The sequence below is a fragment of the Dorea sp. AM13-35 genome, from assembly GCF_003473885.1.
GTDB classification, from domain to species: Bacteria; Bacillota; Clostridia; order Lachnospirales; family Lachnospiraceae; genus Dorea_D; species Dorea_D hominis.
Map to the genome: position 1 here is coordinate 78,990 of NZ_QUCZ01000006.1, position 26,657 is coordinate 105,646.

The following is a 26,657-nucleotide window of genomic DNA, read 5'->3' on the forward strand; positions in this document are numbered from 1 at the left end:
AGATAAGGAGGTGTTACAATGGATTTATCTAACTTAAGACCAGCTGATGGATCAAAACAGAGTGATAATTTCAGAAAAGGACGTGGACACGGATCTGGAAATGGTAAAACAGCCGGTAAGGGACACAAAGGTCAGAAAGCTCGTTCAGGAGGCACAAGACCAGGTTTCGAAGGTGGACAGATGCCGTTATACAGAAGAATTCCGAAGAGAGGATTTACAAACAGAAATTCTAAGACAATTGTTGGAATTAACGTAGATGCTCTTGAAGTATTCGAGAATGATGCAGTTGTTTCTGTAGAGACACTGATCGAACAGGGAATCGTTAAAAATCCTAGAGATGGAGTTAAGATTCTTGGAAATGGAGAGTTAACTAAAAAGCTTACAGTACAGGCTAATGCATTCAGCAAAGGGGCAATTGCTAAGATTGAGGCTTTAGGTGGAAAAGCAGAGGTGATCTAATGTTTGATACATTGCGAAGAGCATTTAAAATTAAGGATCTCCGGAGAAGAATCGGATATACATTTTTAATGTTAATCGTGATTAGACTCGGTTCAGAACTGCCGACACCGGGAGTTAACCCAAGCTATATCAAAGAGTTTTTTGCACAGAACACAGGTGAAGCGTTTAATTTATTTAACGCTTTCACCGGTGGATCTTTTGAGCAGATGTCCGTATTTGCTCTGAGTATTACACCATACATTACATCATCCATCATTATCCAGCTTCTTACAATTGCGATTCCGCAGTTGGAAGAGATGCAGAAAGATGGTGAAGACGGAAGAAAGAAACTTACAAAAATTACCCGTTATCTTACAGTTGTACTTGCTCTGATCGAATCAATTGCGATGTCAGTTGGTTTTGGACGTCAGGGACTTCTGAAAGAATACAACTTTGTAAATGCTGCAATCGTAGTATTAACACTGACAGCCGGCTCTGCATTCTTGATGTGGGCAGGTGAACAGATTACAGAGAAGGGCGTAGGAAATGGTATTTCCATCGTTCTGGTAATTAATATTCTTTCCCGTGTACCGAATGATATGACAACACTTTACAGTCAGTTCGTAAAAGGCAAGAGCATTGCCAAAGGCGGACTCGCGGCAGTAATTATTCTTGCAATCATTCTTGCACTTGTAGTATTTACTACATTGCTTCAGGATGCTGAACGCAGAATCGCGGTACAGTATTCACAGAAGGTGACAGGAAGAAGAACATACGGTGGACAGACAACACACATCCCGTTGAAAGTAAACACCGCAGGTGTTATTCCGATCATCTTTGCATCATCTCTGATGCAGTTTCCGATTGTCATTGCTTCACTGGCAGGCAAGGGAAACGGTAACGGAATTGGAAGTCAGATCTTAAAGGGAATGAATCAGGGTAACTGGTTGAATCCAGATCAGATCCAGTACAGCTGGGGATTAGTCGTATACATTATACTGACAGTATTCTTTGCTTACTTCTATACATCCATTACATTCAATCCATTAGAGATTGCAAATAATATGAAAAAAAGCGGTGGATTTATCCCGGGTATCCGTCCTGGTAAACCAACCGTAGAATATTTGACAAAGAGGCTTAACTATATCATCTTTATCGGAGCATGCGGACTTGTCATTGTACAGGTTATTCCGATTTTCTTTAATGGATGGTTAGGTGCAAAAGTATCCTTTGGTGGTACATCACTGATCATTATTGTCAGCGTCGTACTTGAAACACTCAAACAGATTGAGTCACAGTTATTAGTACGTAACTACAAAGGATTTTTGAACAGTTAAGCATATAAGCAATTTGACTCGCGGATTTTATCCGCGGGTTAAAATGCTATAAGGAGGAACTCATATGAAAATTATTATGTTAGGAGCCCCTGGAGCGGGCAAGGGAACTCAGGCAAAGAAAATTGCCGCAAAATATAACATTCCTCATATTTCAACCGGAGACATCTTTAGAGCAAACATTAAAAATGGTACGGAATTGGGTAAAAAAGCGAAAACGTACATGGATCAGGGACTTCTTGTTCCGGATGAACTGGTTGTAGATCTCGTTGTAGACCGCGTGAACCAGGAAGATTGTAAAGAAGGATATGTTCTGGACGGATTTCCGAGAACAATCCCGCAGGCAGAAGCATTGGATGTTGCACTTGAAAAACTGGGACAGAAAATAGATTATGCAATTGATGTAGATGTTCCGGATGAGAACATAGTTCATCGTATGGGTGGCCGCCGTGCATGCGTAGGTTGTGGTGCTACATATCATGTGGAATATGCTCCGACCAAAGTAGAAGGTATCTGCGATACATGCGGAAAAGAACTGATCTTAAGAGATGATGACAAGCCAGAGACCGTAAAGAAACGTCTTGGTGTATATCATGAGCAGACACAGCCGTTGATTGACTATTATACAAAAGCCGGAATACTGACTGCAGTCGATGGAACGATTGATATTGAGGATGTATTCCAGACAATCGTAAAGATTTTAGGAGAATAGGAACATGCCAATTACAGTAAAATCGTCCAGAGAAATTGAATTAATGACAGAAGCCGGACGTATATTGGAAATTGTTCATAAGGAATTAGAAAAAGCACTTCATCCGGGAATGACGACCAAGGCAATCGACCGCCTTGGTGAAGAGATCATCCGCAGCTATGGATGTATCCCGTCATTTCTGGATTACAATGGATATCCGGCATCGATCTGTGTGTCAGTGAACGATGAAGTGGTTCACGGAATTCCGAGTGAACACAGGATCATCAGAGAAGGCGACATTGTCAGTCTGGATGCAGGAGTAATTTATAAAGGATATCACTCGGATGCAGCACGTACACATTGCGTTGGAGAAGTATCCAAAGAGGCACAGGATCTGGTCCGTGTGACAAGAGAGTGTTTCTTCGAAGGTATAAAATACGCGAAAGAAGGCAATCATTTATTTGATATATCCGGGGCAATCGGAAGATACGCTGAAGAGAGAGGATACGGCGTTGTGCGTGACCTGTGCGGCCATGGCATAGGAACAGCACTTCATGAGGCACCGGAGATACCGAATTATGAGATGAAGCGTAAAGGTGTACTGTTAAAAGCCGGAATGACACTTGCTATTGAACCTATGATTAACATCGGTGGATGGGAAGTTGACTGGATGGATGATGACTGGACTGTAGTAACAAGAGACCATTCGTTATCTGCACATTATGAGAATACGGTATTGATCACAGAAAACGAACCGAAACTTCTTTCTTTAACTGAGGGCATATAGTATGGACAGATTTGAAAAAGGAATGCTTGTCAGATCGAAAGCCGGACATGATACGGGAGAGATCTTTGTCATAACCGGAACAGAAGATGCATATGTATATCTGGCTGATGGAAGACTTCGCACGTTGCAGAAACCAAAAAAGAAAAAGAAGAAACATGTGCAGATCATATTGCAGCAATATGATATACAGGATGCAGACGATGTAAAGATCAGGCGGATCATAAAGGAATGGAATAAGAAAGAAGAAAATCAGGAGGATTAGAGATGTCAAAAGCTGACGTAATTGAAATTGAAGGAACTGTAGTAGAAAAATTACCTAACGCAATGTTTCAGGTAGAACTGGAAAATGGTCACCAGGTACTTGCACATATCAGTGGAAAGCTCAGAATGAACTTTATCAAGATTTTGCCAGGTGACAAAGTAACTTTAGAATTATCTCCATATGATCTTTCAAAAGGAAGAATTATCTGGAGAGATAAATAAATTATAAAAAGTCTATTGACTTTGCTGGACAAATGATGCTATACTATATAAGCGCGTTTTCGGGCATTTCTATGTGTAAAGACGAATGAGTTGCGGTTTTTACAGCGAAAAAGCGCAAGATACAAAAGGCAGAGCAATGGATGAAAGGAGGATCCCCGTGAAGGTTAGATCATCAGTAAAACCAATTTGCGAAAAATGCAAAGTAATCAAAAGAAAAGGAAGCGTTCGCATTATCTGCGAGAACCCGAAGCATAAACAGAGACAGGGTTAATTAAGGCGGCTGATAGACGACACACCAGGAGGTGTGTAGACTATTTGAAATATACAAGGAAACACCTGTAGCCGGTGACTATCCTCGTATATTGCTTCTAATGCCGGCTCGTCATTACCGTTTTATGAAGCGGTGGCCGGAAAGGGTGTGGATACCGACACACCTGGGATTTCATTAAGAGAATCCCCTATTAAAGACAATGAAAACTAAGTAAAAAGAAAATGGAGGAACAATCACATGGCTCGTATAGCAGGTGTAGACTTACCAAGAGACAAACGTGTCGAGATCGGATTAACTTATATCTATGGAATCGGCAGAGCAAGTGCAACACGTATTTTAGCAGAAGCAGGCGTTGATGCTGATATCCGCTGCAGAGATCTGACAGACGAAGACGTTAAGAAGATCAGTGCAGTAATCGATGAGACACAGACAGTAGAAGGTGATCTTCGTAGAGAGATCGCTCTGAACATTAAGAGACTTCAGGAGATCGGATGCTACAGAGGTATCCGTCACAGAAAAGGACTTCCGGTTCGTGGTCAGAAGACTAAGACAAATGCAAGAACAAGAAAAGGTCCTAAGAGAACAGTAGCAAACAAAAAGAAATAATTAAAAAGGAAAGTGTAGGTTAGTTTTATTATGGCAAAGAAAGTTACAAAAAAAGTGACAAAGAGACGTGTCAAGAAAAACGTTGAACATGGACAGGCTCACATCCAGTCATCTTTTAATAACACAATCGTTACATTAACAGATGCTCAGGGAAATGCTCTTTCATGGGCAAGTGCAGGCGGTCTTGGATTTAGAGGTTCAAGAAAATCTACCCCTTATGCAGCTCAGATGGCAGCTGAAACAGCAGCTAAAGCAGCATTAGTACATGGTTTGAAATCAGTTGACGTTATGGTTAAAGGACCAGGTTCAGGTAGAGAAGCAGCAATTCGTGCCCTGCAGGCATGCGGAATTGACGTAACAAGTATCAAGGATGTTACTCCGGTACCACACAATGGCTGCCGTCCGCCGAAACGCAGAAGAGTGTAATACTTATTTTAGATTTATTATACGCTTACCGTAAACTGATTGAAATTAGGAGGAAATAAAACATGGCAGTAAATAGAGTTCCGGTTCTTAAAAGATGCCGTTCTCTCGGAATGGATCCGGTATATTTAGGAATTGATAAAAAGTCCAACAGACAGTTAAAAAGATCCAATAGAAAAATGAGCGAGTATGGTCTTCAGTTACGTGAAAAACAGAAAGCTAAATTCATCTATGGTGTATTAGAGAAACCTTTCAGAAACTACTACAAGAAAGCTAAACAGATGTCAGGTATGACTGGTGAAAACCTGATGGTTCTTCTTGAGTCCAGACTGGACAACGTAGTATTCCGTATGGGACTTGCAAGAACAAGACGTGAAGCAAGACAGATCGTTGACCACAAACATGTACTTGTTAATGGTAAACAGGTAAACATCCCATCTTACCTTATCAAAGCTGGGGATGTGATCGAAATCAAAGAAGCTAAGAAGAGCTCAACAAGATATAAAGAGATCGTAGAAGTTACAGGCGGACGTATGGTTCCGGATTGGTTAGAAGTTGACGCTGAAGCTCTGAAAGGAACAGTTAAAGAACTTCCAAACCGTGAAGCAATCGATGTTCCAGTAGACGAGATGTTAATCGTCGAGTTATATTCTAAATAATAACCCGTAACACCACAGGAGGTGGACTTAGTGTTTGATTTTAATAAACCCAATATTGAAATAACTGAGATTTCAGAAGATAAGAAATATGGAAGATTTGTTGTAGAACCACTCGAAAGAGGATATGGTACAACATTAGGTAACTCCCTTAGAAGAATCATGCTTTCATCTTTACCGGGTGCTGCAATCAGCCAGGTGAAGATTGATGGGGTACTTCATGAGTTCAGCTCCATTCCAGGGGTGAAAGAGGATGTTACAGAGATTATCATGAACTTGAAATCACTGGCTATCAAGAATACATCCGAGACAGATGAGCCTAAGACAGCTTATATCGAGTTCGAGGGTGAAGGTGTTGTAACAGCAGCAGACATTCAGGTGGATCAGGACATCGAGATCATGAATCCTGAGACAGTAATCGCTACACTGAACGGCGGTGCAGACAGCAAGCTTTACATGGAATTAACCATCACGAAAGGAAGAGGATATGTAAGCTCTGATAAAAATAAGAACGACGATTTGCCGATTGCGGTAATTCCGATTGATTCTATCTACACACCGGTTGAACGTGTAAATCTTACCGTTGAAAATACTCGTGTTGGTCAGATTACAGATTTTGACAAATTAACATTAGATGTATACACAAACGGAACACTGCTCCCGGATGAAGCAGTAAGTTTGGCAGCTAAGGTACTCAGCGAGCACCTGAAACTGTTCATTGATCTGTCAGAAGTAGCTCAGGCTGCAGAAGTAATGATCGAAAAAGAAGATGACGAGAAAGAGAAAGTGCTTGAGATGAGCATTGACGAATTAGAGTTATCTGTACGTTCTTACAATTGTCTGAAGAGGGCTGGTATTAACACGGTTGAAGAACTGACAAACAGAACACCGGAAGACATGATGAAAGTTCGTAACCTTGGACGTAAGTCCTTAGAAGAAGTACTTGCTAAGCTTGATGAATTAGGATTAAGCTTAAGCAAAGGAGAGGAATAAATCGGGTTTTCACGGTTTTTCCTAAAAGTGCCTTCTGCTGATAAGTCTGAAAGTGCACAGCAGAGCATTTGGCTAGTAAGCCCGAAGAGTATAACCAAGTGTAAATATGGAGGATATGAATAATGGCAAAGTATAGAAAACTCGGCAGAACATCAAGCCAGAGAAAAGCTTTATTAAGAAACCAGGTAACAGCATTACTTAACAATGGTAAGATCAAGACTACAGAAGCTAAAGCTAAAGAGATCCGCAAGATCGCTGAAGGTCTGATCGCTATGGCTGTCAGAGAAAAAGACAACTTTGAAGAAGTAACTGTTAAAGCTAAAGTTGCTCGCAAAGACAAAGACGGAAAACGTGTAAAAGAAGTTGTAGACGGTAAGAAAGTTACAGTATACGATGAAGTTGACAAGACAATCAAGAAAGATATGCCTAGCAGACTTCACGCACGTCGTCAGATGTTAAAAGTTCTCTATCCTGTAAAAGAAGTTCCGACAGCACAGGCTGGAAGAAAGAAAAATACAAAAGATGTTGACCTTGTTGCAAAACTCTTTGATCAGATCGCACCAAAATACGCTGATCGTAACGGTGGTTACACAAGAATCATCAAGATCGGACAGCGTAAAGGTGATGCAGCAATGGAAGTTCTGATCGAACTGGTTTAATTATCAGATTGTTGAAAGAATATCGGAAGACTATGAAGCAGATTTGTTTCATAGTCTTTTTTTGTATGAAAAAGTGAAAAGAAAATATGTAAAAAGTTTAATGAAATATTTTGAAAGAAGAGATAGTTATGAGATGTTACTTATTCGAAGATTAATTTAGAAAAAGTTAAAGAAAACTGTACAAGTAAGTATAGATGAAATAAATAAATTGTGACAAAATCATCAATAAATCGTTAAATTATCTACTTTTGCTGTGCATGATTACAAATAAGAAAAAAAATGCTATAATAAGAAAACTGCATCAATAATAATACAAAGAAGGGACGTATGAAATGAGTAGGTTAGAAATTGCCTCTCCAAAAAAGGCGAAAATCGTTATGGAAGGCCTTTACAAAGATCTGGAGAGAAGAATCGAATCAAGCCCTCCGGGCTTATGTCCGGTTGATATGGCAAGAGCATTTTTGGAGTTATGTCACGCACAGACATGTGGAAAGTGTGTACCATGCCGTATTGGATTGGGACAGTTAAACCAGTTCATCAAAGATGTACTGGATGGTAAAGCAACAATGGAGACATTAGACACTATGGAGCAGACAGCATTGTCTATTATGGAATCAGCAGACTGTGCGATTGGTTACGAAGCTGCGAACATGGTATACAAAGGACTGATCGGATATCGCGATGATTATATAGAGCATATTCAGAGAGGACGTTGTACCTGTACATATAATCAGCCGGTACCTTGTGTGTCTTTATGTCCGGCACATGTTGATATTCCGGGATATGTTGCATTAGTAGGAGAAGGAAGATATGCGGATGCAATCCGCCTGATCCGTAAGGATAATCCATTCCCGACGACATGTGGATTTATCTGTGAGCATCCTTGTGAGGCAAGATGCCGCAGAAACATGGTAGATGATTCTGTAAATATCCGCGGACTGAAACGTGTTGCGGCTGATTTCGCAGGAGAAGTAGAGCCGCCGAAGTGTGCAAAGAGCACAGGTAAGAAGATCGCAGTACTCGGTGGAGGACCGGGAGGATTAAGTGCAGCATATTATCTTCAGTTAATGGGGCATCAGACAACTGTATATGAGATGCTTCCGAAACTGGGAGGAATGTTACGTTATGGTATTCCAAACTATCGTCTGCCGAAAGAGAGACTCGAAGATGACATTAACGCAATCCTGAAGACCGGAGTAGAAGTCAAATACGGTCTGAAGATTGGTCAGGATATCAATATTCAGGAATTAAGAGAACAGTACGATGCAGTGCTGATTACAATCGGAGCTAGTACAGATAAGAAACTGGGCCTTGACGGGGAAGACGCAGATGGAATCTTATCCGCAGTGCAGTTCTTACGTAATGTAGGAAAGAACGAGATCATGGATTTGACCGGAAAAGAAGTTGCTGTCATCGGTGGCGGTAACGTATCCATGGATGCAGTTCGTACAGCTAAGAGACTGGGCGCTAAGAAGGTAAGTATTGTATATCGTAGACGAGTAGCAGATATGACAGCTCTTCCGGGGGAAATAGAAGGCGCTGTAGCAGAAGGTATCGAATTACAGACACTCAAAGCACCTGCTTCACTCGATATTGATGAGAAGCACCATATTAAGGGAATTTATGTAACTCCGCAGATGATCAGTTCTATCAAAGATGGAAGAGCAAGCATCAAACCGACCGGAGAAGACGACATTTATATCCCATGTGATGTACTGATCGTAGCAATCGGACAGAATATCGAGACGCGTCATTTTGAAGAAGCAGGTATCCCGGTTGAGCGTGGTAAGATCGTTACAAAGAGTACAGGAACATTTGAGAATATGCCAGGTGTATTTGCCGGTGGAGACTGTGCAAGTGGTCCGGCATCTGTTATTAAAGCAATTGCTGCTGCAAAAGTTGTTGCTGCCAATATTGATGAATATCTGGGATACCATCACGAGATTTCCTGTGATGTTGAGATTCCGGAAGCAGCCCTTCGTGACAGAACTCCATGTGGAAGAGTCAATCTGACAGAGCGTGAAGCATGTGAGAGAGTCTGTGATTTTGAAGGCGTAGAAAACTGTATGACAGAGAAGGAAGCAAAACAGGAGGCAAGCAGATGCCTTCGCTGCGATCACTTTGGATACGGAATATTTAAAGGAGGCAGAGAGACATTATGGTAAATCTTACAATAGATGGAAAAAAGATCTCAGTAGAAGAGAATACCACAATTATGGAGGCTGCCGCATCAAATGGAATTCCGATTCCAAAACTCTGTTATCTCAAAGGAATTAATGAGATTGCAGCCTGTCGTGTTTGTGTTGTTGAATTAGAAGGAAAAGAAAAACTCATCACATCCTGTAACAATGTTGTAAAGGAAGGCATGGTGATCTATACAAACAGCCCGAAGGTACGTAGACATAGAAGAACAACAGTGGAACTGATCTTATCTCAGCATGATTGCGAGTGTGTGACATGCTCAAGAAGTGGCAACTGTAGTTTACAGACAGTGGCGAATGATCTGAATATTTTTGATATTCCGTTCAAGATGCAGCTGGAGAAACAGCCATGGGACAAACATTTCCCGTTGATCCGCGATTCTTCCAAATGTATCAAGTGCATGCGTTGCGTACAGGTTTGTGATAAGATCCAGGGACTTGGAATCTGGGATGTAGAAGGTACCGGTTCCAGAACAACGATCAATGTTGCAGGTCACAGAAGTATTGATGAAGCAGACTGTGCACTTTGCGGTCAGTGTATTACACATTGTCCGGTAGGAGCGCTTCGTGAGCGTGACGATACAGAGAAAGTATGGAAAGCAATTGAGGATAAAGACAAGATCGTAGTAGCTCAAGTTGCACCGGCTGTTCGTACAGCATGGGGTGAAGAGTTAGGTCTTGCACCGGAAGATGCCAAAGTTGGAAAGATTCTGGATGCTTTGAAGAGAATGGGCGTTGATTATGTATTTGATACCACATTCTCAGCAGATCTTACGATCATGGAAGAAGGAACGGAGTTCCTGAAACGTTTCACATCCGGAGAGTTAAAAGAACGTCCGATGTTTACATCCTGCTGTCCGGGCTGGATTCGTTTCATTAAGTCACAGTTCCCACATCTGGTAAAACAGCTCTCAACTGCAAAATCACCACAGCAGATGTTCGGTGCTGCTATGAAGACGTATTTCGCAGAAAAACTGGGTGTAGAGCCGGAGAAGATCTACACACTGTCCGTAATGCCGTGCGTGGCTAAGAAGGGCGAGCGTGAGATGGAACTGTATTATGAAGAGTATGCAGGACATGATATTGACGCAGTTATTACAACAAGAGAGCTGGTAAGAATGATCCGTTCTGCTCATATCAGTCCGGATACATTAGAAGATATTGCAAGTGACAGACCGATGCAGGAAGGTTCCGGAGCAGGTGTGATCTTCGGAGCAACCGGTGGAGTTATGGAGGCTGCACTTCGCAGCGCTTACTACCTGCTTAAGAATGAGAATCCGGAAGCTGACGCATTCAAAGTTGTCAGAAGCCAGGGATTCCAGGAGAACGACGGTGTTGTAGAAGCTGATTTTGCCATTGACGATATCACTGTAAAGACGGCAGTTGTCAGTGGACTTGCAAATACAAGAGCCTTGCTTGAGAAGATCGAGCGCGGAGATGTCCATTACGATTTCGTAGAAGTTATGGCTTGCCCGGGCGGATGCGTAGGTGGTGGCGGACAGCCGATCCACGATGGAGAAGAGCTTGCGTTTGAGCGAGGAAAGAATCTGTATTATCTAGATAAGAATGCAGATATCCGTTTCTCACATGAGAACAAAGATGTACTTAAGATGTATGAAGAATATTTTGAGAAACCAAATTCTCACAAAGCACATATGCTGCTTCACACAGACCACATCGCAAGTATGGAAAGATAGAATTAATTATAAACTCATTTATAAAACTCCTAAAAAACTAACTGAACGCATCAGGCAGGAAATCTGTCTGGTGCGTTTTTTTCATTGGATTTTCCGGCATGATTTGTTAGAATGATATTAAGATCAAAAAATATTACGAAAGCGGATGTCGAAATGGGGTTATTAAATACATTTGATATGTTGGAGGAATTACTGGCACAGAACCAGTTTGAGCTGTTGCCTCCGAATGAAGAGAAAAAAGAAATTCGACTTGTTTATCTGATGAATGATGCAGTCGAGAGCTTTCTTGTATTCAAAGAAGCAAAGATGACCGGATTTTATGAAGAAGGTTATGAAGGTTCGGTTGATGCAACCTTGAAGCGGGACAAGGACCGTTATATTCTGGCGGTACTTTGCGGCGATTCAATGGTAACGATATTTTTTCAGCGGCTGGAATTTGAATATATGCTGTATGATTACGGAGAAATCGGGCATTTCTGGGTGAGAGGCTATGAATATCTCAGACAGTTGGAATATAAAATTGCTATTTTACAGGACAAATGGAAATACCTGGGTGATACCTACTGCACAGAAAGGGAGCAGTGGCTTGTGAAACTTGCCGGATTTCCACCGCTTAGTTATGGCTGTTATCCTTCAGCGCCGAAGAAATATATTGTTCCGAAAGAGCATTTGTGGGTTCCGGACGAAGAAGGAATCAAAGTTCTGGAAGAGATTGCGGCAGAGGCAGAGGATATGAGCCTCGTGCACAGTCTTAAGACTTACCGGAAATATGCATCCGAATGTGTATCGAATCCGGTTCTTGCACGCGTGATGGCAAAATGGATCGCTGTGAAACTGCACCGCAAAAGCCACGCCAAGACAATTGATATCTTGATGCGGAAGTTCCGTCATGCAGGCGCTGTTTATCCAAAACGTAAATACGATGAAGCGTCGATGGAAAAATATAAGCTCATCATGGATGCAGCAAGAAAGCGCAAAATGGAATTAAAAAGAGAAGGAAGAGAAACGGTGATTCTCCGGGAAGAGCCTTTTATTACAGCAAGAGACAGTATTGAATTTCATGTGTACCTGATGATATGGAGAGAAGGAAGACTGAATCGGATGGTGGATATAGAGACATTTGCGCTACCGGGAGATGATTCCGTAGCTCATCAGGTGGAGCAGAGGTAATAGTGAGGTGACAGATAGAATCCAGAACCGGTCAGAAACTTAATGAAAAACTTAAATTTCTGCTGGAAATGTATTGCCAGGACTCCGTGTATATGACAACGCAGTGGGTATTGGGATATAGAAAATCTACACCGGAGAAGATGCATGCTGTCCGGGTAACCCGAAAGATACAAATGTAGAAGAGTTGAAAGACCTCTTTAGAAAATTAATGTAATTTCGATATCTGTAATTTGCAATATATAAGAAATGAGCAGGCAAAATGAATGCCTGCTCATTTCTTTTTTTATAATTAGATTATTGAATATATAGTATTAAATCTACCAGAATACATTGCCACCTACATTAATCCCGGCATGTCCGGTAAAGGCAGCCCAGAAGAAATAACAATTCCGGACTTTGTTATGTCTGGCTCCGCCGAGCACTGCTTTGGCAGCAGAATAAGCGGAAGAGGAAGGTCCACGTCCAAGTACACGGTTCAATGCACCATTCCATGTCGGTGCAAACTGACCGGATTGATAAACAACACCGGAAATCGTATTTGGAAAACGGGAACTCTCCACACGGTTCATAATGACTGTTCCAACTGCAAGCATGCCTTCATAAGTAGCACCGGCTTCACATTCCAGAATACCGGCGAGGAGCGCAACATCGGAAGTGTTCGCATTGAACTTCTTGCCGGAATTGGAAGTACCGCCGCCATTGCCGGAACTCTGCTTACCGGTGTTGCCGGATACATCGTTGTTGCGGGCAGTACGCATCGCTTCTTCGGCAGCCTTTGCCTTCTTAAGCTGTGCATTATAATCAGACAGTTTATTGGAAGTATTGGAAATCTTATCACTTAAGTTACTTTTCTGTTCGTTCAGAGAACTCTGCATAGAAGCCAGATCAGCCTGCTGTTTTTTCAATCCGGATTCCTTTTTTGCAACTTCTTCGCGCGCAGTCTGGAACTTATCCAGCATGTTGCGGTCATAGTCACTGATGTTAGAAACGTACTCTGCCTTGTTCAGAAAATCCGCCATATTCTCAGAAGTCAGCAGAATCTCGAACAGAGATACACTCCCACCTTCATACATAAATTTGATACGTTCTTTCATAGACTTGAACTGTGCCTCTTCGTTTAGCTTCGCAGCGGCCAGATCAAGTTTGGCTTTCTCGACCTGTTCGGACATCTTCTCAATCTTACCAGATGTTTTATCCAGCTTCTTGCTAAGTGAAGCAAGATCACTGTTCATGCTATGCAGATCATCCTTGAGATCCGATGTCTTTTTTTCAAGATCTTTTGTAGAAGGGGCAGCATATACGAAAGTCTGGGCAGAAGCAATGGATACGGCACACAGAAGCCCTGTAGCTGCCAGTAAAACTCGTTTCTTTCTATTATTCATTATATACATATCCTTTCTGTTCTTGTGCAAGTGTCAGTATATTATACCGTAACACAGAGGAAGCGTCAAGGCATTGAGAAGAGGAAAAGGCGGATGTAATTGCTTTCTATAAGAAACTTTGGTAAAATAAAAGATAATGGAAATTTATATATTATTTAACTAATCTAAAGAAAATATTCCAAATTAAGAGATAAACTATATTTGTATAAAGAAGAAAGGGATTCATGAGATGCGCAAATATGAAGAAGAACACTATCAATATGATAAGATCAAAGATAAGATTTATCCATGGGTGAAAAATGAGCTGACAGATCAGCAGGCACTTAATGGTAAGAATTTCTCAGAGAAAGATACACCGGTGATTGGGTTTGTCGGAGATCTGAAGATCATTTTTGTAATTAAGAGAGGCGAAGAAAGCTACGAAGTATTAAAAGATGCTATGCTCCCACCGGAGATCGCAGTGGAGGAGCTGTATCACACAGCATGCGAGAATCTGGTGCGTGACGTAGAATTTGTCATTGGAAATACATGGTACGGCGGATTTGGAATTATTGCGGATGGCGTACATGAGGCAAGTTCTGTGTGCTTTCGCCATATCTGGCAGGTGTGTGCTGACAAATTAAAAGACGATCTGGTTATCTATGTGCCGCACAAAGATACCGTAATCTTTGCACCGGCGAGCCAGCAGAAGGTTGTAGAGCAGCTTCGCGATCATGCAAAAGGAGCCTATGAAGCAGAAGGCGATAAGATCAGTCTGCAGCCGTATTTCTTTTCAAAAGAGAGAAAGGAACTGACAACCTATGAAAATTAAGTGCAGGATTATCGGATTTGATCTGGATGGGACATTGCTGAACAGCGAGAAGCATATCGCAGAGCATACAAGAGAAGTACTGACAAGAGCAGTCGAACAGGGAATCTGGATTCTGCCGGTCACAGGAAGACCACTTGGCGGACTGCCAAAAGAAGTCGTAGAATTTCCGGGAGTCCAGTATGCGATTACAGCGAACGGCGCAAGGATCATGGAGACACAGACAGGTGGATGCCTCTATGAACGGCTTGTACCTGTGAAGACAGCTGAGCAGATCATGGAGATTTTCAGTGACTATGACGCACTGCGCGAAGTTTATTATGGTGGAAAAGGATATGCAGAAGCAGAAGAATTTTCCAGAGTCGGAGAATATATGCGTTCTCCGCAGATGGCGGTATATGTACGTGCGACTAGAACACCGGTGCCGGATATTTTACAACTGATTCGTGAAAAAGGGCAGGACACAGACAAAGTACAGGGAGTATTTAAGATAGATGAAGAGCGGACAGAAGCACGCAAGCGTCTGGAAGCAGTAGAAGGTATAGAAGTGACCGGAGCACTTTCCAATAATATAGAAGTAAATGCTGCCGGCGTAGATAAAGGCAACGCAATTTTGTGGTTTGCAGATCATCTGGGAATCCCGCATGAGGAAGTGGCCGGTTTCGGCGATGGCAATAATGATATCCAGCTGCTTAAGAAAGCAGGGATTGGAGTTGCAATGGCAAATGCGACCGATCAGGTAAAAGCAGTTTCCGATTATATTACCGGAACGAACGACGAAGACGGTGTCGCAACATTTATTGAAAAATACATATTGTAAAACACGAAGAAATTAACAGGTGGCAAAGTTTGGAGCTTTCCCACCAGACATTACTATATATTATAGTAGAAAGGGAAGAAACTATGTTAGACGCATTAAAAGTTATTATTCTCGGAATTGTAGAAGGAATTACCGAGTGGCTTCCGGTCAGCAGTACCGGACATCTGATTCTGGTAGGTGATGTATTGTCACCGAATTTAAGTCATGATTTTATGGAAATGTTTAATGTCGTGATCCAGCTTGGAGCGATTATGGCGGTCGTTGTATTATATTTCCACAAATTGAACCCATTTTCACCGAAGAAGACTCATAAGCAGAAATTGCTGACATGGCAGATGTGGATCAAAGTAGCCATTGCATGTGTACCGGCAGCAGTTGTTGGTATTTTGTTAAATGACTGGCTGGATTCTGTATTTTATAAACCACTTCCGGTTTCAATCATGCTGATCGTCTATGGTATTCTGTTTATTGTTGTTGAAAATCGTAATAAAAACAGAAAACCAGAGGTTACGAAGATTTCAGAACTGGATATCCGTATGTTGCTCTGGATCGGTGCCTTCCAGATGCTTGCACTGATTCCGGGGACATCCAGATCCGGTGCAACAATCGTCGGAGCATTGCTAATCGGTGTGTCCAGAGAAGTGGCAGCAGAATTTACATTTTTCCTTGCAATTCCGGTTATGTTCGGAGCAAGTTTACTGAAGCTTGTCAAATTTGGATTTGCATTTACAGGAGCTGAGTTTGGCTATCTGATGCTCGGATGTATCGTATCCTTCGGACTGTCCATCGTAGCGATCAAGTTCTTAATGAATTATATTAAGAAAAATGACTTCAAAGTATTTGGATATTACCGTATCATTCTCGGTGCAATCATCATAATTATGACGGTTGTAAAAGCATTTCTTGCATAAAAATACTTGCCTTTTATTTGAAACATGGTAAAATGAAGGTTATAGCTGTATGATTATACAGAATCTTGTTTAATACGATACAAGTTGTATGAATGAGAAAGATCATTTTAGGAGGAAGAAATATGAAGTTCAAGAAGTTAGTAAGTGTTGTTTTAGTAGCTGCCTGTGTATTTTCACTTGCAGCATGCGGAAGTGACAAGAAAAGCGAAGACAAAAAAGTAGAAGTAACAAAAGCAGAAGATCTGAAAGATCTTACAATTGGTGTTCAGCAGGGAACAACCGGAGATCTGGAAAGTTCTAAGATCGTAAAGAAAGATACACAGATGAAACGTTATCCAAAGGGTGCAGCAGCAGTACAGGCTCTGGAATCCGGAAAATTAGACTGTGTTGTTATCGATGCTCAGCCGGCTAAGAAGTTTGTTGAGAAGAATGACAATCTGAAGATCATTGACGGTATCTTTGATGATGAGCAGTATGCAATCTGCGTGAAAAAAGGTAATTCCAAACTGTTAAAAGAAATGAATATAGCATTAGAAGAACTGAAAAAAGACGGAACAGTTGATAAGATCATCGGTAACTACATTGGTGATGATGCAGGTAAATATCAGTACAAAACTCCGGAAGGAACAGATACTTCCAAAGGAACACTTGTAATGGCAACAAATGCTGAGTTTGAACCATATGAATATCACGAAGGAGATGCTATTGTAGGTATCGATGTTGATATGTCACAGGCAATCTGCGATAAGATAGGATACAAATTAAAAGTAGAAGATATGGAATTTGATTCTATTCTCCCGGCAGTTGCAGCAGGAAAAGCTGATTTCGGTGCAGCAGGTATGACAGTAACAGATGAGAGAAAAGAAAATGCCGATTTCACAGATACATATGCTAACGCTTCACAGGTAGTGATCGTTAAGAAATAGGAGTAATCATGGCAGATTTTTCAGCAAAGTTTTATGCGAACTTTATAAAGGATGACCGTTGGCTCGGTCTTGTGAGCGGTCTCAAGGTGACAATTATTGTCACCTTAGAGGCTTTGCTTTTAGGTGTTATCATTGGTTTTATTGTAGCGATCATTCGTTCTTACCATGATAAGACAAACAAATTAAAGATATTAAATGCAATCTGTAAAGTGTACCTGACAGTGATTCGTGGAACACCGACGATGATCCAGATCTTGATCATGTATCTGGTTGTGTTCGGCTCTTCTTCACTGGATTCCATTATCATCGGTGGTATTGCCTTTGGTATTAATTCCGGTGCATATGTTGCAGAGATTGTGCGTTCCGGTATTATGTCTATTCCAATCGGACAGACAGAAGCAGGACGAAGCCTGGGACTTAATTATGCACAGACAATGCGTCTGATCATTGTTCCGCAGGCATTTAAAAATGTGCTTCCGGCGCTGGTAAATGAGATGATCGTGCTGATCAAAGAGACAGCGATCATCGGTTATATCGGGGAGCAGGATTTGACAAAGGCGGCAATGATCATTCAGAGCCGTACATTCGATGCATTTATGCCTCTTCTGGCGGCAGCAGTCATTTATCTGGCACTTGTTATGCTGCTGACATTCTTTATGAATAAGCTGGAAAGGAGGTTGAGAAACAGTGAGCGATAATAAGGATACAATGATCCAGGTCAAAGACCTGCATAAATCATTTGGAAAAAATAATGTACTCAACGGTATCTCAACAGATATTAAAAAAGGTGAAGTGGTTGTAGTTATCGGACCATCCGGTTCCGGTAAATCTACATTTCTCCGTTCTTTAAATCTTCTGGAGCAGCCAACAAGCGGTTCGATCATTTTTGACGGAGATGAGATTACAGATCCGAAGACCAATATCGACCTGCACAGACAGAAGATGGGAATGGTATTCCAGCATTTTAATCTGTTTCCACACAAGACGATCCGTGAAAATATTACGCTGGCTCCGGTCACACTGAAAAAAATGACAAAAGAAGAAGCTGATAAAAGAGCGGATGAGTTACTGGAACGAGTAGGACTTGCTGACAAAGCAAATGCTTACCCGGAGCAGTTATCCGGTGGACAGAAACAGCGAATTGCCATTGTAAGATCACTGGCGATGGATCCGGAAGTGATGCTTTTCGATGAACCGACTTCCGCACTTGATCCGGAGATGGTTGGAGAAGTTCTGGATCTCATGAAGCAGCTCGCGAGAGAAGGAATGACAATGGTCGTTGTCACACATGAGATGGGATTTGCCAGAGAAGTCGGAACACGAGTTGTGTTCATCGATGAAGGCAAGATCAAAGAACAGGCAGAACCGGAGGAATTTTTCAGTAATCCAAAAGATGAGAGACTGAAAGAATTTTTGAGTAAGATATTATAAATAATAACTATTCAGAACTCTTATGAATAAGAAAACTGATACTTCATATTTATGGGGTATCAGTTTTTTGTTAGGAAATGTTTTTACAAAATGTTTTCTTTGGAAGCGATAGAAGTTTATAATAGTGAATAACAGAAAATAACAATTTATATCATACAACAGGAAAGAGAGTATAAACTAATGACGCAAAAACAAAGTACATTAACCAGAACCGGCATCGTGGCGCTTCTTGCCTGCGTTTGCTGCATTTTATGGGGCAGTGCAATACCAATGATAAAAACAGGATATCACCTTATGCAGATGGATTCAGCAGATACGGCAAGCCAGATTGTCTTTGCCGGAATACGGTTTACGCTGGCGGGACTGCTGGTTCTGACATTTACATCAATAAGAGAGAAAAAGGTGATGTTTCCTGATAAAGAAGTCCTGAAATACGCGATACCGGTTTGCCTGGCGCAGACAGTCGGACAGTATTTTTTCTTCTACATAGGTGTTGCAAATACATCAGGTGTGAAAGGTGGTATTATTACCGGACTTGGCAATTTTATTGCAATTTTGCTATCCTGTCTGGTATTTAGAAATGAACGTATGACAGTACGAAAATCAGCAGGCTGCATACTGGGATTTGCAGGAGTTGTTGTGATCAACATCATGGGAAATTCTCTGGACATGGGATTTAAGCTGACTGGTGAAGGGTTTATTCTGATCGCACAGCTTTCCTATGGAATTTCTACCGTATTGATCAATATATTTTCAAGAAAAGTTTCTCCGGTAATATTAAGCGGAACACAGTTTACAATGGGCGGAATCGTGCTGACATTGATCGGCACCGGAATGGGCGGACACCTTGGAAATGTCACGATTGGCGGTGTAGTAATTATTTTCTATCTTGCAATGGTTTCGGCGGTTGCATATACGCTCTGGTCGGTGCTTCTTGCATGGAATGATGTCTCAAAAGTTGCGATTTTCGGGTTTGTGAATCCATTATGCAGTGTGATATTATCTGCGCTGATATTAGGAGAGGTACGTCAGGCATTTAATATTGGAAGTCTGGTGGCTTTACTTTTGGTCTGCACCGGAATATATATTGTCAATCATAAGAAATAGTAGGATATTAAAACCACAAAGAAAGGAACACGCATGGGAAATGAATCAGGTGAATGGATCATTTCATAAGAAGAGACGGAAGACACAGAGATTTTCTCGAACGAATTGAAGAAATTAGGAAATATTTTATGATTATTATTAGGTGGCATTTTAATGGGGCTTTTATGGCTTGCCATCAGCTGCATCTGGTGCATTACGATTGTGGGAATTCCGATGGGATTACAGTGCTTTTAGGTGTGCGGCATTTACTCTGCGCATTAATGGAAGAAAATAATGTGGCGAGAACAACAGTTCTGTGCTATACTTAAATGCGAATATATGTTCGAGGACAGAGGGCTGGAAATACATGACAGAAGAATTCAGAGATTATATTATTCATACAAGAAAGATACCGGCAAAAGAGGCGGTTTGTGAAGCATATCCAGAATCGCTTAAGGATGAGCTGAGAGATTATCTTAAAGAGAACGGATATCAGCAGCTTTATTCGCATCAGGTGGAGATGTTCAAAACTGCGGAAGCGGGAAAGAATGTCGTGATCACAACTTCAACGGCGAGTGGTAAGACGCTGGCATTTCTGCTTCCGGTTTTGCAGGAGATTCTTGAGAATCCGCTGGCGAGAGCGATTTTTGTTTACCCGACGAAGGCACTGGCAAGCGACCAGTATCGTGCCCTGCAGCCGGCGATTGAGTTTTTCGGCGACGGGAAGATATCTGCCGGGGTATACGATGGAGATACGAAACCGGCAGAGCGTACGAGAATCAGACAGAGCGCAAATATTATCCTGACGAACCCGGAGATGTTAAATGGAGCTTTTTTGCCAAATCACAGCAATTACGGGTTTGATACGATTTTCGCAAATCTTAAATATATTGTCATTGATGAATTACATTCTTACCGCGGAGCGTTTGGAGCGCATTTGTCGAATATTTTCCGGAGACTTCACCGGATCTGCACATATTACCGCTCAGAACCGCGGTTTCTCTGCAGCTCTGCGACGATTGCTAATCCGATAGAGCTTGCAGAGAAGATCTGTGGTGTACCGTTTTCGCTGATCGACCGGAACGGTGCTCCGGCACCGGATAAAATCTATCAGATTGTCCAGCCGCCGGAGATCAAAGGAAAGAATGATAAAGTATATGGACGAATCGCGGCATCGGCAGTAGCGGCAAAATTAATCCCGAATCTTGTGGCAGAAGACAGACACTTCATTGCATTCGGACGTTCCAGAAGGAATGTGGAAGTCATTTTAAAAGAAGCCAGAGATAAGATGAGTGCTGCAGGATTTCTTGGCGCATTCGGAAGAGCTGGAAAACAGCCGGAGGAGTTGATTGCCGGATACCGGAGTGGTTATACGCCACTTGAGAGAAGAGAGATTGAACGAAAGATGACACATGGAGAACTGGCGGGGCTGGTATCCACCAATGCGCTGGAACTTGGAATTGACATCGGTAAGCTGGATACGACCGTGATCGTTGGCTATCCGGGAACAAGAGCTTCGTTCTGGCAGCAGAGCGGACGTGCCGGAAGAAGTGGTGTCTCCTGCGTCAACTACCTTCTTTTGGAGAACCGCCCCTTTGACCAGTATATTGCGATTGATCCGGAATGGCTTTTCTCAAATGAGAGTGAGAATGCAATCGTTGATCCGGACAATCTTCTCATTGAGCTGGCGCATCTGCGTGCGGCGGCAGCAGAACTACCATTGTCGCTGGATGATATTGCACTGTTCCCGGATCTGGGAGAGATGATTCCGGTTCTTTTAAGTGCAGGAGAAGTGAAGAGCCTTGGAGGACGGTTCATATGGGCAGGACCGGCATATCCGGCAGGTGACTACAGCCTCCGCAATATGGACAAGACGAGGTTCAAACTTCTTGCGAAGAAAGACGGACATGAGATCACGGAGATGGATGAATTGCAGGCGTATCATGAGATCCACCCAGGTGCAGTTTATATGCATGAGGGAACACTGTATGAAGTTGTGAAGATGGATCTGGTCGGAAGAACCGCAGAGGCAGTTGATTTTGATGGGAATTATTACACAGTCCCGTCAGGAACAAAAGAGACGCGCATTTTACGATGCTTTGAAGAAGAGGAATATAAGAGGACAGAACTTCATTTTGGGGATGTGAATGTCAATGAAGTGATTTCCATGTTCCAGAAATTACAGTTTCACAATCACCAGAATCTTGGCTATGTAACACTGACTCAGCCTTTAAAGAAAGACTACGACACAGAAAGTGCATGGATCACACTGCCGGAGAATGTAGTGCGTGCTTACCGGAGTCTGCTGGTTCCGAACCGTCAGGGGCAGTATATACTTAATGACCATTTTGAAGGAATGAAATATGCGATAAAGAACGCATCTATGATGATTACGATGACAGAGCGTGATGATATAGATGTTGCGGTGTCGAACAATGCGACGATCCCGGATGATTATTATCATGAAAAAGTCTCTCTTTTTATTTATGATAAATACGAAGGCGGTCTTGGGTATTCGGAGAAGATCTATGGACTGGTGCCGGAGATCCTGTACAATGCGATCAGGATGGTGAAAGGTTGTCCATGTGAAGACGGCTGCCCAGCATGCGTGGGCGATTACACGCTGGATAAAGGAATGATACTTTGGGGACTTGAGAATCTTCTGGAAGAGACAGAAGCACCGGAGTATGTGCGTAAGAACATAAAAGAGACATATCCTGCAATAACGAAAGAATTTTCCTTTTTTGAATTGCCGGAGAAATGGCAGAGTTTCTGTGCGGCAGTTCTGAAAAACGGGGAAAGCGGCGGTCGTTTCCTTAAAACAGTAAAAGCAGTGTGTGTAGAAGAGCACAAACTGATTCTTACTGTGGAGAATGCATTTTATGCCGGATGGATACAGGAAGCAGAGAATCGGAAGAGCCTGGAGAATATTCTCAGATACTATGCAATCTGTCCGGGTGATATGAAGATAGAAGTTATTCTTGAAAACAGACAGGGAGAGAAGGAAGAGAAAGAGCAGGAACGAAAGAAAGCCCGCCTGCAAAGGAAATATGATGAACAGCTTGGAAAGAAAAAGACTGAATAGTTACCAGAAAGAAGCCGTATTAGATGAAAGCCCGGCATGTCTTGTGAATGCGAATGTCGGGAGTGGCAAGACGACAGTATTGACGGAAAAAGTACGCTATCTGCATGAGGAGAGACTTGTTCCTTATGAGAAAATGATGGTGCTTACATTTACGAATAAGGCAGCGGACGAGATCGCGGATCGGCTGGGTATTGAAAAATCTATGTGGGGATTCGGCACATTCCACAGTGTAGCAAGACAGCTTCTCTGTAAGTATCTTCCTGAAAAATGTACAGTCGAAGGTACAGATAGAGTAGTGAATCAGAATGAGACAACCGACTGGAATCGTGAATTTGAAGTGATAGAACCGGAAGAAGAGCTGCAGATGCTGCTTGATCTTGCAGATACGAACGGATATAAGATCAAGTATAAGAACCGTCTGCAGGCGAGGCTGGAGAATGACTATGAAGCATATCTGCAGGGAAAACCAAAGGGAAAATATAAGGATGATCTGTTCCGGGTATTTCCGCTTCTTGATCGAAAGAAACGTCAGGAGAACAAGATGTCTTTCGCAGATCTTATCCGTGAGGGAACGAAATGTGCAGAGGAACACAGAAAAGAGTTGGGACTTCAGTGGATTATTGTAGATGAAGTGCAGGATAGCGACCAGAAGCAACTGGATTTTATCGAAGCACTGAAAGATGCACAGACCCGGTTTTTCGCAGTAGGAGATCCGAATCAGGTGATCTACAGCTGGAGAGGAACCGCACCGAATATGTTCTTCATGATCAAGCACCGGTTTGAAGCAAAAGAACTTTCCCTGCCGGTCAATTATCGTTCAAGTGATGTGATCCTGGAAGCTGCGAACCGTTTTCTGCAATTCGGAGGAAAGATTGAGGGCAGCGGTGTGAAAGGTGATAAGATTCTGATAAAGAATCATTATGATCCGTTTATAGAGGCAGAATATCTGACAGAACGAATCCGGAAACTTCACGAAGATGGTCTGCCATACAGCCAGATCGCAGTCTTTTACCGTGTGCAGAAGCAGGCGGAGATTCTGGAAAAGGTATTTGAAAGAGCGGAATTGCCAGTTACATTTTCCAATGTCGGAAAAGAAGGAGAAGTAATTCACTTTATGACGTTGCATGCATCAAAAGGTCTGGAATTCGATTATGTATTTATTGTCGGATTGAATCAGGGACTGATTCCCCTTCGGTGCACCGGTATGGAGCAGGAAGAAGAGGAGATGCGTCTGTTTTTCGTAGGGCTTACCCGTGCGAGAAAGAATCTGGAATTATCTTATTACACGAATCCGACAATTCCCGGTGTGTTTGAAGCACCGAGCAGATATCTGAAGCGTTTGCCGGAGCATCTGCTTGACTGGGAAGAAAAACCGGGAAGCGAAGAGCGAAAAGCAAATTTACAGAGTTTAAGACGGCAGGCAGTAGAAACGATAAGGAGAAAATCTGCGGAGAAAAATATGGCAGAAACAGAGCCTGTAAAACAAGAAGAAAGACAGAAAAATACAGAGTCTGTAAAACAAGAAGAAAGACAGAAAAATACAGAAGAGCGGGTTGTACGGAGAGGCAGACATTCAAAGTACGGTGAAGGCATCATCACATCAGAAGATGATATGACGATAGAAATGGAATTTCCGGGATATGGCAAGAAACAGTTTCTGAAAGCATTCGGAGAAATAGAAGTATTATAATAAGAAAACTTAAAGAAATATTAACTATTTAAGAAAGCGCAGAGGAAGGAGCATATGTTATAATCAATAGATAAAACGACAACATACGAAAGACAGCATACGAATGAGGAAAAGAAAATGGAAAAGAAAATACAGAAAAAGAGAAAGTATATCAAAGAAATTGACGGATTAAGGGCACTTGCTGTAATCATGGTTCTGGCATATCATCTGAAGATGCCATTTGCGAAGAGCGGGTTATTGGGAGTAACCGTATTTTTTGTAATATCCGGCTACTTGATCACAGGAATTCTAATAAATGAGATAGAAGAAAGCGGCGGCATAGATCTGAAAAACTTCTGGCTGCGGCGAATCCGAAGACTGCTGCCGGCAGTACTCTCCATGGCAGTTGTGATGATCTTCGTCAGCGCAGTCGTGAACCGAGTTGTATTTACGAAAGGTTGTAATGATTTGTTATCCGCAGTGTTTGGGTATAACAACTGGTGGCAGATTTTCAGAAAAGTATCTTATTTTGAAAATGCAGGAGCGCCTTCTCCATTTACCCACTGCTGGTCATTGGCGATTGAGACACAGTTTTATTTGATTTATCCAATCCTTTTGATTCTGTTATCGAAGGCAAGAAACAGAGGAAAAGTATTTGCGGCAGTCACAGCAGTGCTTGCGATGATCTCAGTAGTATTGATGGGCGTACTCTACAGCCCGGACGGAGATCCGAGCCGCGTATATTATGGAACAGATACAAGAGCATTTTCTCTTCTGATCGGAGCGTTGGCTGCGATCCAGAAGGAATATCATATTATAAAGGTAAAGCTGCGGGGAAAACTATGGGCAGTGATCGGAAGTATTTCTGTATTGATCCTGATCGGAATGATGATGCTCATCAGCTCCTACAGCAGTTTCTTATATTATGGAGGTCAGGCAATCGTATCTGTCCTGGCGGCATTTGTCGTATATGCAGTGACAGTAAGCAGAAGCCTTTTAAATATAATATTAGGCTCCAGCATACTGAAATGGATCGGAGACCGCTCTTACAGTATTTATCTGTGGCACTATCCGATTATTGTGCTGATGAGCGGCGGAAAGAGAGCGGCATGGTGGATTGTGATTTTAGAAGTAGTCTTAAGTGTGGGGTTTGCAGAACTTTCCTATCGTTTTATTGAGACACCGGTCCGTCATGGGATCATCGGAGAATATATCGGAATCATCAACAGCAAACCGCATAACAGAAGAGAACGTCACAGACAGATCCAGGTGGCACGGAGAAGTCTTAAGGCGATGGCAGCTGTATTAGCCACAGGACTTGCATTAAGCTTATGTATTGCATTTGTTCCGAAGAAGACAACACTGGATACGGTAGCAAAGCGTGAAAAGAAAGCAACCGAAGTAACAAAGCTGACGAATCAGAAATTAAAAGAACAGAAAGCGAAAGCAAAAAAGACAGCAAAGACCAGCAAGAGTACAATGACGGATGAAGAACTGCTGAAAAATGTACAGATGCTGCTGATCGGTGATTCCATTACTGTAGATGTAACAGATTATTTTTACAAAGTACTTCCAAACAGTATCAGCGATACGAAGATCGGACGTTCTACCCTGACAGGAGTGAAAGTATTTGACGAATACCAGACACAGAAGAAATGGGACGGCGATGGCGTGATCTTTGCACTTGGAACAAATGGTCCAATGTACGATACACTTGGACGAATAAGACAGAAAGTCGGAGACAAACCACTGTTCCTGACCACTGTCCATGCTCCGAAGGAAGATTTTGAGAGTTCTAATAATGAAGAAATCCGCAAGTTTGTCAAAGAACACGAGCATACCTATCTGATCGACTGGTATACGGCAAGTGCAGATCATCCGGAATATTTTGACCAGGACGATACACATTTGCTTCCGAAAGGGGCAGAAGCTTATGCGCAGTGCATCAAAGATGCTGTTTTAAAGGCAATGCGCACGGAAGAAAAGGTGAATGATAAAGTATAAAGCCTTCTTGCGAACCGGCGTCTGACAGGGTATACTGACTCTAACTATAGATAAATATTCAGACTGCCATAGCATTTTTAAGAGATCTGCTCCCGGAGCATCAGAAGAACCAGCAGGAGATCTTAA

At 42.2% G+C, this 26,657-nt stretch carries 26 protein-coding genes and 1 pseudogene; 26 read left to right on the forward strand and 1 reads right to left on the reverse strand.

Going from position 1 to position 26,657, the window contains the following annotated elements; translation table 11 throughout:
* The first annotated feature begins 18 nt into the window (after positions 1-18).
* The 15 genes from rplO to DW152_RS08215 all read left to right on the forward strand — a co-directional run bounded on the left by rplO (position 19) and on the right by DW152_RS08215 (position 12,409).
* Complete coding sequence (rplO, locus tag DW152_RS08145; RefSeq protein ID WP_021859530.1) at positions 19-459, forward strand: 50S ribosomal protein L15; 441 nt, start codon at positions 19-21, stop codon at positions 457-459.
* Positions 459-1,775, forward strand: a complete 1,317-nt coding sequence (secY, locus tag DW152_RS08150) for a preprotein translocase subunit SecY (protein WP_021859531.1) — start codon at positions 459-461, stop codon at positions 1,773-1,775. The genes rplO and secY overlap by 1 nt, the downstream gene beginning before the upstream one ends.
* Positions 1,776-1,839: 64 nt before the next feature.
* On the forward strand, positions 1,840-2,484 hold the full coding sequence (locus DW152_RS08155) for an adenylate kinase (protein WP_118288377.1): 645 nt from the start codon (positions 1,840-1,842) through the stop codon (positions 2,482-2,484).
* 4 nt (positions 2,485-2,488) lie between these two features.
* Entirely contained in the window at positions 2,489-3,250 is a 762-nt protein-coding gene (map, locus tag DW152_RS08160) for a type I methionyl aminopeptidase (RefSeq protein WP_021859533.1), read from the forward strand.
* Position 3,251: 1 nt separating this feature from the next.
* Positions 3,252-3,512 (forward strand): KOW domain-containing RNA-binding protein, encoded by a 261-nt coding sequence (locus DW152_RS08165; RefSeq protein WP_118288378.1) that lies wholly within the window; start codon positions 3,252-3,254, stop codon positions 3,510-3,512.
* Positions 3,513-3,514: 2 nt separating this feature from the next.
* Positions 3,515-3,733 (forward strand): translation initiation factor IF-1, encoded by a 219-nt coding sequence (infA, locus tag DW152_RS08170; protein ID WP_004607275.1) that lies wholly within the window; start codon positions 3,515-3,517, stop codon positions 3,731-3,733.
* 157 nt (positions 3,734-3,890) lie between these two features.
* Positions 3,891-4,004: a 50S ribosomal protein L36 gene (gene rpmJ / locus DW152_RS08175; protein WP_005339020.1), complete on the forward strand. Its 114-nt coding sequence runs from the start codon at positions 3,891-3,893 to the stop codon at positions 4,002-4,004.
* 237 nt (positions 4,005-4,241) lie between these two features.
* Positions 4,242-4,610 carry a 30S ribosomal protein S13 gene (gene rpsM / locus DW152_RS08180; protein ID WP_117537798.1) on the forward strand — a complete coding sequence of 123 codons (369 nt, stop codon included), beginning with the start codon at positions 4,242-4,244 and terminating at the stop codon, positions 4,608-4,610.
* Positions 4,611-4,640: 30 nt separating this feature from the next.
* Positions 4,641-5,036, forward strand: a complete 396-nt coding sequence (rpsK, locus tag DW152_RS08185) for a 30S ribosomal protein S11 (RefSeq protein ID WP_117537799.1) — start codon at positions 4,641-4,643, stop codon at positions 5,034-5,036.
* 62 nt (positions 5,037-5,098) lie between these two features.
* On the forward strand, positions 5,099-5,692 hold the full coding sequence (gene rpsD / locus DW152_RS08190) for a 30S ribosomal protein S4 (protein ID WP_021860258.1): 594 nt from the start codon (positions 5,099-5,101) through the stop codon (positions 5,690-5,692).
* Between the two features lie 30 nt (positions 5,693-5,722).
* Positions 5,723-6,682 carry a DNA-directed RNA polymerase subunit alpha gene (locus DW152_RS08195; protein WP_021860953.1) on the forward strand — a complete coding sequence of 320 codons (960 nt, stop codon included), beginning with the start codon at positions 5,723-5,725 and terminating at the stop codon, positions 6,680-6,682.
* Positions 6,683-6,804: 122 nt separating this feature from the next.
* On the forward strand, positions 6,805-7,341 hold the full coding sequence (locus DW152_RS08200) for a bL17 family ribosomal protein (protein ID WP_118288379.1): 537 nt from the start codon (positions 6,805-6,807) through the stop codon (positions 7,339-7,341).
* A gap of 332 nt (positions 7,342-7,673) precedes the next feature.
* Positions 7,674-9,506: an NAD(P)-binding protein gene (locus tag DW152_RS08205; protein ID WP_118288380.1), complete on the forward strand. Its 1,833-nt coding sequence runs from the start codon at positions 7,674-7,676 to the stop codon at positions 9,504-9,506.
* The gene (locus tag DW152_RS08210) at positions 9,500-11,239 is read left to right on the forward strand and encodes a [FeFe] hydrogenase, group A (RefSeq protein WP_021860950.1); all 1,740 of its coding nucleotides are present in this window, start codon (positions 9,500-9,502) and stop codon (positions 11,237-11,239) included. The genes DW152_RS08205 and DW152_RS08210 overlap by 7 nt, the downstream gene beginning before the upstream one ends.
* A 153-nt stretch (positions 11,240-11,392) precedes the next feature.
* Positions 11,393-12,409, forward strand: coding sequence for a DUF3878 family protein (locus tag DW152_RS08215; protein ID WP_117537870.1), 1,017 nt, complete (start codon positions 11,393-11,395; stop codon positions 12,407-12,409).
* Positions 12,410-12,726: 317 nt separating this feature from the next.
* Here the strand turns inward: DW152_RS08215 and DW152_RS08220 are convergent, their stop codons facing one another.
* On the reverse strand, positions 12,727-13,791 hold the full coding sequence (locus DW152_RS08220; protein ID WP_243059865.1) for a coiled-coil domain-containing protein: 1,065 nt from the start codon (positions 13,789-13,791) through the stop codon (positions 12,727-12,729).
* 229 nt (positions 13,792-14,020) lie between these two features.
* Between DW152_RS08220 and DW152_RS08225 the strand changes: the two genes are divergently transcribed.
* From DW152_RS08225 to DW152_RS08275, 11 genes and pseudogenes are all read left to right on the forward strand, one after another.
* A complete protein-coding gene (locus DW152_RS08225; RefSeq protein ID WP_021860947.1) occupies positions 14,021-14,602 on the forward strand; it encodes a DUF1444 family protein in 582 nt (193 codons plus the stop codon).
* Positions 14,592-15,419 (forward strand): HAD family hydrolase, encoded by an 828-nt coding sequence (locus DW152_RS08230; protein ID WP_021860946.1) that lies wholly within the window; start codon positions 14,592-14,594, stop codon positions 15,417-15,419. The genes DW152_RS08225 and DW152_RS08230 overlap by 11 nt, the downstream gene beginning before the upstream one ends.
* Before the next feature lie 83 nt (positions 15,420-15,502).
* Positions 15,503-16,330 carry an undecaprenyl-diphosphate phosphatase gene (locus DW152_RS08235; protein WP_118288381.1) on the forward strand — a complete coding sequence of 276 codons (828 nt, stop codon included), beginning with the start codon at positions 15,503-15,505 and terminating at the stop codon, positions 16,328-16,330.
* Positions 16,331-16,452: 122 nt separating this feature from the next.
* Positions 16,453-17,256, forward strand: coding sequence for a transporter substrate-binding domain-containing protein (locus tag DW152_RS08240; RefSeq protein ID WP_118288382.1), 804 nt, complete (start codon positions 16,453-16,455; stop codon positions 17,254-17,256).
* An 8-nt stretch (positions 17,257-17,264) separates the two neighbouring features.
* A complete protein-coding gene (locus DW152_RS08245) occupies positions 17,265-17,954 on the forward strand; it encodes an amino acid ABC transporter permease (RefSeq protein ID WP_021860943.1) in 690 nt (229 codons plus the stop codon).
* Between the two features lie 10 nt (positions 17,955-17,964).
* Entirely contained in the window at positions 17,965-18,687 is a 723-nt protein-coding gene (locus DW152_RS08250) for an amino acid ABC transporter ATP-binding protein (protein WP_147323698.1), read from the forward strand.
* 180 nt (positions 18,688-18,867) lie between these two features.
* Positions 18,868-19,794 carry a DMT family transporter gene (locus DW152_RS08255; RefSeq protein WP_118288383.1) on the forward strand — a complete coding sequence of 309 codons (927 nt, stop codon included), beginning with the start codon at positions 18,868-18,870 and terminating at the stop codon, positions 19,792-19,794.
* A 147-nt stretch (positions 19,795-19,941) separates the two neighbouring features.
* A pseudogene (locus DW152_RS13755) lies at positions 19,942-20,025 on the forward strand (YccF domain-containing protein); the annotation flags it as partial.
* A 115-nt stretch (positions 20,026-20,140) separates the two neighbouring features.
* The gene (locus tag DW152_RS08265) at positions 20,141-22,858 is read left to right on the forward strand and encodes a DEAD/DEAH box helicase (protein WP_118288384.1); all 2,718 of its coding nucleotides are present in this window, start codon (positions 20,141-20,143) and stop codon (positions 22,856-22,858) included.
* A complete protein-coding gene (locus DW152_RS08270) occupies positions 22,827-24,548 on the forward strand; it encodes an ATP-dependent helicase (protein ID WP_243059867.1) in 1,722 nt (573 codons plus the stop codon). The genes DW152_RS08265 and DW152_RS08270 overlap by 32 nt, the downstream gene beginning before the upstream one ends.
* A gap of 117 nt (positions 24,549-24,665) precedes the next feature.
* Positions 24,666-26,531, forward strand: a complete 1,866-nt coding sequence (locus tag DW152_RS08275; protein WP_243059870.1) for an acyltransferase family protein — start codon at positions 24,666-24,668, stop codon at positions 26,529-26,531.
* The last annotated feature ends 126 nt before the right edge of the window (positions 26,532-26,657 follow it).

Coding starts and splice junctions, on each gene's coding strand:
- rplO (WP_021859530.1), top strand. CDS start 19: ATGGATTTATCTAACTTAAGACCAGCTGATGGATCAAAACAGAGTGAT.
- secY (WP_021859531.1), top strand. CDS start 459: ATGTTTGATACATTGCGAAGAGCATTTAAAATTAAGGATCTCCGGAGA.
- DW152_RS08155 (WP_118288377.1), top strand. CDS start 1,840: ATGAAAATTATTATGTTAGGAGCCCCTGGAGCGGGCAAGGGAACTCAG.
- map (WP_021859533.1), top strand. CDS start 2,489: ATGCCAATTACAGTAAAATCGTCCAGAGAAATTGAATTAATGACAGAA.
- DW152_RS08165 (WP_118288378.1), top strand. CDS start 3,252: ATGGACAGATTTGAAAAAGGAATGCTTGTCAGATCGAAAGCCGGACAT.
- infA (WP_004607275.1), top strand. CDS start 3,515: ATGTCAAAAGCTGACGTAATTGAAATTGAAGGAACTGTAGTAGAAAAA.
- rpsM (WP_117537798.1), top strand. CDS start 4,242: ATGGCTCGTATAGCAGGTGTAGACTTACCAAGAGACAAACGTGTCGAG.
- rpsK (WP_117537799.1), top strand. CDS start 4,641: ATGGCAAAGAAAGTTACAAAAAAAGTGACAAAGAGACGTGTCAAGAAA.
- rpsD (WP_021860258.1), top strand. CDS start 5,099: ATGGCAGTAAATAGAGTTCCGGTTCTTAAAAGATGCCGTTCTCTCGGA.
- DW152_RS08200 (WP_118288379.1), top strand. CDS start 6,805: ATGGCAAAGTATAGAAAACTCGGCAGAACATCAAGCCAGAGAAAAGCT.
- DW152_RS08205 (WP_118288380.1), top strand. CDS start 7,674: ATGAGTAGGTTAGAAATTGCCTCTCCAAAAAAGGCGAAAATCGTTATG.
- DW152_RS08210 (WP_021860950.1), top strand. CDS start 9,500: ATGGTAAATCTTACAATAGATGGAAAAAAGATCTCAGTAGAAGAGAAT.
- DW152_RS08215 (WP_117537870.1), top strand. CDS start 11,393: ATGGGGTTATTAAATACATTTGATATGTTGGAGGAATTACTGGCACAG.
- DW152_RS08220 (WP_243059865.1), bottom strand. CDS start 13,791: ATGAATAATAGAAAGAAACGAGTTTTACTGGCAGCTACAGGGCTTCTG.
- DW152_RS08225 (WP_021860947.1), top strand. CDS start 14,021: ATGCGCAAATATGAAGAAGAACACTATCAATATGATAAGATCAAAGAT.
- DW152_RS08230 (WP_021860946.1), top strand. CDS start 14,592: ATGAAAATTAAGTGCAGGATTATCGGATTTGATCTGGATGGGACATTG.
- DW152_RS08235 (WP_118288381.1), top strand. CDS start 15,503: ATGTTAGACGCATTAAAAGTTATTATTCTCGGAATTGTAGAAGGAATT.
- DW152_RS08240 (WP_118288382.1), top strand. CDS start 16,453: ATGAAGTTCAAGAAGTTAGTAAGTGTTGTTTTAGTAGCTGCCTGTGTA.
- DW152_RS08245 (WP_021860943.1), top strand. CDS start 17,265: ATGGCAGATTTTTCAGCAAAGTTTTATGCGAACTTTATAAAGGATGAC.
- DW152_RS08250 (WP_147323698.1), top strand. CDS start 17,965: ATGATCCAGGTCAAAGACCTGCATAAATCATTTGGAAAAAATAATGTA.
- DW152_RS08255 (WP_118288383.1), top strand. CDS start 18,868: ATGACGCAAAAACAAAGTACATTAACCAGAACCGGCATCGTGGCGCTT.
- DW152_RS08265 (WP_118288384.1), top strand. CDS start 20,141: ATGACAGAAGAATTCAGAGATTATATTATTCATACAAGAAAGATACCG.
- DW152_RS08270 (WP_243059867.1), top strand. CDS start 22,827: ATGAACAGCTTGGAAAGAAAAAGACTGAATAGTTACCAGAAAGAAGCC.
- DW152_RS08275 (WP_243059870.1), top strand. CDS start 24,666: ATGGAAAAGAAAATACAGAAAAAGAGAAAGTATATCAAAGAAATTGAC.